The sequence below is a fragment of the Pseudomonas rosaeacicularis genome, from assembly GCF_057128745.1.
In genome coordinates this window covers 230,149-237,131 of sequence record NZ_JBSKHT010000009.1, presented here as the reverse complement: position 1 = coordinate 237,131, position 6,983 = coordinate 230,149, and the positions used below count along the sequence as shown (strand labels likewise).

Annotated in this window: 5 protein-coding genes; 2 read left to right on the top strand and 3 right to left on the bottom strand. The window is 61.8% G+C overall.

The features are described from left to right. Positions 1-114: 114 nt before the first annotated feature. The 3 genes from ACWKWM_RS13925 to ACWKWM_RS13915 all read right to left on the bottom strand — a co-directional run bounded on the left by ACWKWM_RS13925 (position 115) and on the right by ACWKWM_RS13915 (position 4,266). Positions 115-1,098 carry a 2-hydroxyacid dehydrogenase gene (locus ACWKWM_RS13925; RefSeq protein ID WP_483846682.1) on the bottom strand — a complete coding sequence of 328 codons (984 nt, stop codon included), beginning with the start codon at positions 1,096-1,098 and terminating at the stop codon, positions 115-117. Between the two features lie 247 nt (positions 1,099-1,345). Continuing rightward, a complete protein-coding gene (locus ACWKWM_RS13920; protein WP_483846681.1) occupies positions 1,346-4,099 on the bottom strand; it encodes a response regulator in 2,754 nt (917 codons plus the stop codon). Between the two features lie 29 nt (positions 4,100-4,128). Then, on the bottom strand, positions 4,129-4,266 hold the full coding sequence (locus ACWKWM_RS13915; protein ID WP_483846680.1) for a hypothetical protein: 138 nt from the start codon (positions 4,264-4,266) through the stop codon (positions 4,129-4,131). 50 nt (positions 4,267-4,316) lie between these two features. Between ACWKWM_RS13915 and ACWKWM_RS13910 the strand changes: the two genes are divergently transcribed. Together ACWKWM_RS13910 and ACWKWM_RS13905 are read left to right on the top strand one after the other, a co-directional pair. After that, entirely contained in the window at positions 4,317-5,057 is a 741-nt protein-coding gene (locus tag ACWKWM_RS13910; protein WP_483846679.1) for a response regulator transcription factor, read from the top strand. Then, a complete protein-coding gene (locus ACWKWM_RS13905; RefSeq protein ID WP_483846678.1) occupies positions 5,050-6,414 on the top strand; it encodes a sensor histidine kinase in 1,365 nt (454 codons plus the stop codon). The genes ACWKWM_RS13910 and ACWKWM_RS13905 overlap by 8 nt, the downstream gene beginning before the upstream one ends. The last annotated feature ends 569 nt before the right edge of the window (positions 6,415-6,983 follow it).

The following is a 6,983-nucleotide window of genomic DNA, read 5'->3' as shown; positions in this document are numbered from 1 at the left end:
TGTGGGAGCGGACCCGTCCGCGAAGACTATCGCTCAGGCGCAAGGGATGTGGCAGATGTACAGGCCTCTTCGCGGACAGGTCCGCTCCCACAGGTGCTCGGCACATTGCGGTTGTTACACCTGATTCTGCGGCGCACCCGCCGCCCACGCCGTGATGTTATCCAGGGTGGTTTGCGCAATCGCGCCCAGCGCTTCGCGGGTCAAAAACGCTTGGTGCGCGGTGATGATCACATTGGGAAACGTCAGCAACCGCGCCAGCACATCGTCCTGCAGCGGGAGGTCGGAGCGGTCCTCGAAAAACAGCTTGGCCTCTTCTTCATACACGTCCAGCCCCAGATACCCGAGCTGGCCGCTTTTCAGCGCTTCGATCAACGCCGGCGTATCCACCAGCGCACCACGGCCGGTGTTGATCAGCATGGCGCCTCGCTGCATATGGTTCAGGGACTGGAAATTGATCAAGTGCCGGGTCTGGTCATTGAGCGGGCAGTGCAGGCTGATGACCTGCGACTGGGCCAGCAATTCGTCCAGCGGCAGATACCGGGCGCCCAACGCTTCGACCTGAGGATTGGGAAACGGATCGTACGCCAGCAATTGGCAGCCGAATCCGCTCATGATTTTGGCGAACGTCGCGCCAATCTGCCCGGTGCCGACCACGCCTACGGTTTTGCCGACGAGGTCAAAACCGGTCAGGCCGTGCAGGCTGAAATCGCCATCGCGGGTGCGGTTATAGGCGCGGTGCAAATGCCTGTTAAGCGAGAGGATCAACGCCACCGCATGTTCGGCCACCGCATGCGGCGAATAGGCCGGAACACGCACCACCGTCAGGCCCAGACGCTGCGCGGTGCTGAGGTTGACGTGATTGAAACCCGCCGAGCGCAGCGCGATCAGCTTGGTGCCTCCAGTGGCGAGGCGTTCGAGCACCGGAGCGCTGAGGTCATCATTGATGAAGGCGCAGACCACCTCATAACCGTCGGCCAGTGCCACCGTGTCCAGGGTCAGACGCGCGGGCTGGAAATGCAGATCGACATCAGCCGCAATCCGCGCGGCGAGAAAGCTGTCCTGGTCGTAGGTCTGGCTGCTGAAAATCAGTGTGCGCATTGCAGTCATCCTTTATATGATCACGGCCCCTCTGTAGGAGCGAACGTGTTCGCGAGGCGGTGTATCTGGCCGACCGCAGTGGATGTCTCGCCAACAAGTTGGCTCCTACAGGGCATCGTATGTTCTGAGATCCTGTGGGAGCGGACCTGTCCGCGAAGACGGCGGCGTGGCCGACAAAGATTCATCGGCAGTTAGATAGCTTTCGCGGACAGGTCCGCTCCCACGGGAAATCTGTGACCCACCAAAGTTACGCATGCACCCGCGCTTCCATCGCCACGCGGATGATGGCTTTGTCCAGTTCATCCAGCGCCGTGTCGACCTCCGGGGACTCCTGCTTGAGCAGGGTTTCGCTGCGTTGGCAGGCGGCGCGCAACTGCGGCACGCCGCAATAGCGGGTCGCGCCGTGCAGGCGGTGCACGCGTTCGATCAGGGCGATGTGATCGTTGACGGTGCGCGCCGCGCGAATCGCTTCGCGGTCGGTGTCCAGGGAAGCCAGCAACATCGCTAGCATGTCGGCGGCCAGATCCGCCTTGCCGGCTGCCAGCCGCAAGCCTTCTTCGTGATCGAGCACTTGCAGATTACCGGTGCCATGAGAGATTTCCGGGTGACGTTCCGGCGCCTGATTACGCAGCGCCAACCCCGTCCATTTGAGCACCACCTGCGCCAGTTGCCGTTCACTGATCGGCTTGGTCAGGTAATCGTCCATGCCGCTTTGCAGCAGGGCGCGTTTTTCGTTGGCCATGGCGTGGGCGGTCAACGCCACGATCGGCAGCGACGTACTCTGGCGCTCGGCTTCCCAGGCGCGAATTGCCTCGGTCGCCTGGCGCCCGTCCATGCCCGGCATTTGCACGTCCATCAGCACCAGATCGAAAGCCTCGTCCTGCACCGCTTGCACGGCGGCATAACCACTGTCGACCGCCATGACCTTTGCGCCCATGTCCTCCAGCAGCGTTTGCACCAGCAACAGATTGGCCGGGTTGTCGTCCACGCAGAGCAAGCGCGGCGGGCGGCTGTTCAGCGGTTCGGGTGTTTCGTTGCGTTGCTGTTTGGGCTGGATCAACTCCGACAGACTGCGCCGCAGCTTGCGCGTGCACGCAGGTTTTGCCTGCAATTGGGTGTAGGCGTCCGGCACAGACAGTTGATACAGCGCCTGTTCGGTGGTCGGGCACAGCACCAGCACTTTGCAGCTGAGATTTTCCAGGTCCCAAATCTGCTGGCGCAACCTTTCGGGGGGCAACTCATGGGCCGTGACGCCCAGCACTGCCATGTCGATGGCGTGGGGGGTCTGGTGCACCACCGTCACGCCATTGATCAGGTTTTCTAGGTTATTGAACACCATCGGCTGCAGGCCGCAGTCTTCCAGCTGATGTTCCAGCGCCTGCCGCGCGAGGTCGTGATATTCCAGCACCGCGACCCGACGCCCCAGCAGCGGCGGGGCGGGCAGGTCTTCGATATCGTCGCGGGTCTTGGGCAGGCTCAGACTGATCCAGAATTCCGAACCTTCGCCGGGCTCGCTGTCGACGCCGATTTCGCCGCCCATCTGTTCGATCAAACGCTTGGAAATCACCAGCCCCAGCCCGGTACCACCGGGCTGGCGGGACAGTGAGTTGTCGGCTTGGCTGAACGCTTGAAACAGGGCGCGCACGTCCTGATTAGACAGGCCGATCCCGGTGTCCTGCACGCTGATGCGCAACTGCACGTGATCGATCTGATCGTCCTCGATCATCGCGCGGGCAACGATGGTGCCTTCGCGAGTGAACTTGATCGCGTTGCTCACCAGATTGGTCAGGATCTGCTTGAGGCGTAACGGATCGCCCACCAGCGACAGCGGCGTGTCGCGATACACCAGGCTCACCAGCTCCAGCTGCTTGGCGTGGGCGGCGGGGGCGAGAATGGTCAGCGTGTCTTGCAGCAGGTCGCGCAGGTTGAATGGAATGGTGTCGAGCACCAGCTTGCCTGCCTCGATTTTCGAGAAGTCGAGAATCTCGTTGATGATGCTCAACAGGCTGTCGGCAGACTTTTCGATGGTGCCCAGATAATCGTGCTGGCGCGGCGTCAGTTCGCTTTTTTGCAGCAGATGGGTAAAGCCGAGAATGCCGTTGAGCGGGGTGCGGATTTCATGGCTCATGTTGGCCAGAAATTCGGACTTGATCCGGCTCGCCTCCAGGGCCTCCTTGCGCGCCAGGTCCAGCTCTATGTTCTGGATCTCGATGGTCTCCAGGTTCTGGCGTACGTCTTCGGTGGCTTGTTCGATGCTGTGCTGCAATTCTTCCTGCGCGTTCTGCAGCGTGGCGGCCATACGGTTAATGCCCGAACCGAGCTCGTCCAGTTCATGACTGCCCATCGGCGGCAAACGCGCCTCCAGATTACCGTCCTTCAATTGGGCGACCACGTGTTTGATCTGGGTGATAGGGCCGTTGATGGTGCGGCTCATGCGCAGCGCGAGAATGGCTGTCAGGATCAGCCCGGTGATGATCAGCAGCAAACTGGCGAACAGGCTGCGATAACCACGCAATAACGTGCCGCTGTGGGAAAGCTCAAGTTCGACCCAGCCCAGCAGACGGTCAGCTTCCTGCGGCACGATGTCGCCGGTGAGGTGGCGCTGGCGTCCGAATACCGGCATCAGGTAACGGGTGGCGTCATTTTCCGAGCGTTGCAGCAGGTGGGTGGTGTTACCGATCGGCGCCTGATTGATCATGCTCGGACCTGCATGCGCCAGCACATTGCGATCCGCATCGAGCAACGACACGGCGCGCACATCGGCCTGTTCCAGTGTTTGTCCGGCAATTCGTTCAAGCAACGCTTTGTCGCCGCGCGCCATGGCGGCGGCGGACAGCGGCGCGAGGTCATTGGTGATCATCTCGCCGCGCTTGAGCAACTGGGCCTGCAACTCCGAGAGCTGCATCCAGGTGAAATAACCCCCCAGCAACGCCGCCATCAGGCACGCCGGTACGATGGTCAGCAGCAATACCCGGCTTTTGATGCCCAGTCTGTTCAGCACACGATTTCTCCAACAACCCTGGCGTACGGTTAAGCAAAAGCTGCGCCACGCAACCTGTGCATGCAGTAGTCATTGCGCAGTGTAGACAGTTGCCGGTCGGGAATCCCGGCAAATTGACCGGGCAGCGCCTTGGTTGCCCGCAGCTTGCGACCGCTTGCCTTGCTCATGCCGGTGCAATCTTGAATAATCGCCCCTTGAGAATCAGTCGCAGAAGCTAATGACTCCCGAATCCATCTATCGCCCAAGCGTACTCGCCATTGAGGACGACCCTGTGCTTGGGGCATTCGTCCACGATCAGCTGGATCGCTGCGGCTTTCGGGTCACCTGGTGCCAGAACGGCGCGGACGGCCTTGCGCATGCCCGTCGCGGAGGGTTCGATGTGGTGCTGATGGACATTCTGCTGCCGGGCATGAACGGTCTGGACATTCTCACGCACCTGCGAAGAGAGCAGACCACGCCGATCATCCTGATGTCGGCATTGGGTGCCGAGGCCGATCGCATCACCGGGTTTCGTCACGGCGCCGATGATTACCTGCCCAAGCCGTTCAGCGTGGATGAACTGCGTGTGCGCATCGAAGCGATTCTGCGGCGGGTTGCGCTGGAGCGGCGTTTTAACCCCGCAGCGTCGCCACCGCCCTCATTACCTGCGCCTTCAGCCAATCAGCTGTCGTTCGACGAAACCGCTTGCGACGTGAGTTTCGCGGGCCGCGCGGCTGAATTGACCCGCAGCGAGTACCGTTTGCTGGAAACCCTGTGGCGCAACGCCGAAGAGGTCCAGAGCAAACCCTTCCTTTATCAGCACGTGCTGCAACGCGGGTATTCGCAGCATGACCGCAGCCTGGACATGCACATCAGCCAGATCCGTCGCAAGCTCAAGGCTATCGGCTATGACGAGCAGCAGGTCAGAACGGTGTGGGGCAAAGGCTACGTGCTGACTGCCGTCAATCACGATGCGTAAGCGCTGTGGGTTGCCCGGCAGGCATTCACTGTTCTGGAAGCTGGCCGTATTGCTGGTGGGATTCTGCCTGCTGATGATCTGGCTCAGTTGGTCGTGGGGTCGTTACGTCGAAGACCAGAACGCCTACCTCTCTAAAGCCGCGCACCGGACGCTCGGCGGTTATGCCGCCGACGCCGAGCAAGCCTGGCAGGCGGGCGGGGCGCGGGGCATCGATGACTGGCTGCGGGAGATTCGTCGTCATGAGCCCGGTTGGGTGGGCGTGATCGGTCGCGATCTGCAGTCGTTGAGCAGTACGCCGATGGATGACAGGCAGTTTCAGCGCCTGACCTTCTTGCGCGGTCTGGACTGGCCCATGAGCCGGCGCCAGCAAACCGTGCCCTGGCTGAAGATCCCGTTCCCGGAGAATCCCGGCGCGGGCAGTCTGGTGATCGAGTTGCCTGAGCGCTTCAAGCCCGGACGTTATTTGGTCGTCTGGCGCGCTCTGACCAACGTCATCATTCCAGCGCTTTTTACGTTGTTGCTGTGCGTCGGGCTATATCGGCTGCTGATCCGGCCGCTCAATCAGCTGCGTGAACAGGCCAACGCCTGGCGCGCAGACCGTCTTTCCAGTCGCCTGTCGCCACAGTTGATCAAGCGCCAGGACGAACTCGGCGATCTGAACCGGGCGTTCGATCACATGGCCGAACGGCTTCACTCGACCGTGCTCATCCAGCAGCAGTTACTGCGCGACATGTCCCATGAGCTGCGCACGCCGCTGAGCCGATTGCGTGTGGCCTGCGACAGCGAGCAGGGCGTGATCGAGTTGCGTGAACGATTGAGCCGAGAGGTCGACGGCATGCAACGGCTGGTGGACGACACCTTGCAACTGGCCTGGCTGGACACTGAACGCGAGAAATTGCCGGCCGAGGACATCCAGATCGTTGCGTTGTGGGAAATGCTGGTCGAGAACGCTTGTTTCGAAAGCGGCTGGTCACCGGCGCAATTGCGCTGCGATGTGGAGTCGTCCTGCTGGGTGCGTGGGCATTTGAATACCTTGGCCCAGGCCCTGGAAAACATCCTGCGCAACGCTATTCGTCATTCCCCGTCAGACGGCATCGTGTGGCTGAGCAGTCGCCGGCAAGGCGAGCATTGGCTGCTGTGGCTGGAAGATCAGGGCGGCGGCGTGGACGAACAGGATCTGGAGCGCATCTTCGCCCCCTTCATCCGCCTCGACGGCGCCCGCCCTGGCAACGGCGGGTTCGGCCTGGGCCTGAGCATCGCCCGCAACTCGCTGCGATTACAGGGCGGCGACATGTGGGCCGAAAACCGGGAGAAGGGATTGAGGATGAACATGCGGCTGCGCGCGCAGGCGGTTTGACCCCATCACCAGGGTCCAAACACCGAACCGCTTCTGCCCGAAGGGTGTAGGAGTCCGGCTTGCCGACGATCTGCCGGGCACCGGCAGCAAAACCTGAGCGCGGGGTGTGTCAGTTGCGACCAAGGTGTCCGGATTCAGGACTGCTGCGCAGCCCATCGCCTGCAAGCAAGGCTCCTACGCCCTGCGGGCCGAATCAAAAGCGGGTGTTGCATACCGATGCGGTGTGCCCTTCGGGCCGAATCAAAAGCGACATGTTCGACGCCGGATCGCTTCTGCCCGGAGGGCGTAGGAGTCCGGCTTGCCGACGATCTGCCGGGCACCGGCAGCAAAACCTGCGCGCGGGGTGTGTCAGTTGCGACCGAGGTGCCCGGTTTCAGGCCTGCTGCGCAGCCCATCGCCTGCAAGCAAGGCTCCTACGCCCTGCGGGCAGAATCAAAAGCGGGTGTTGCATACCGATGCGGTGTTCCCTCCCTGCCAAATCAAAAGCGGCCTGTCCAACGCCGGATTGTCTCTGCCCGAAGGGCGTAGCAGTCCGGCTTGCCGACGATCTGCCGGGCACCGGCAGTAAA

What these genes read in the sequence shown, in the direction of transcription:
- ACWKWM_RS13925 (WP_483846682.1), bottom strand. Translation starts at nt 1,098, where the DNA reads ATGCGCACACTGATTTTCAGCAGCCAGACCTACGACCAGGACAGCTTT.
- ACWKWM_RS13915 (WP_483846680.1), bottom strand. Translation starts at nt 4,266, where the DNA reads ATGAGCAAGGCAAGCGGTCGCAAGCTGCGGGCAACCAAGGCGCTGCCC.
- ACWKWM_RS13910 (WP_483846679.1), top strand. Translation starts at nt 4,317, where the DNA reads ATGACTCCCGAATCCATCTATCGCCCAAGCGTACTCGCCATTGAGGAC.
- ACWKWM_RS13905 (WP_483846678.1), top strand. Translation starts at nt 5,050, where the DNA reads ATGCGTAAGCGCTGTGGGTTGCCCGGCAGGCATTCACTGTTCTGGAAG.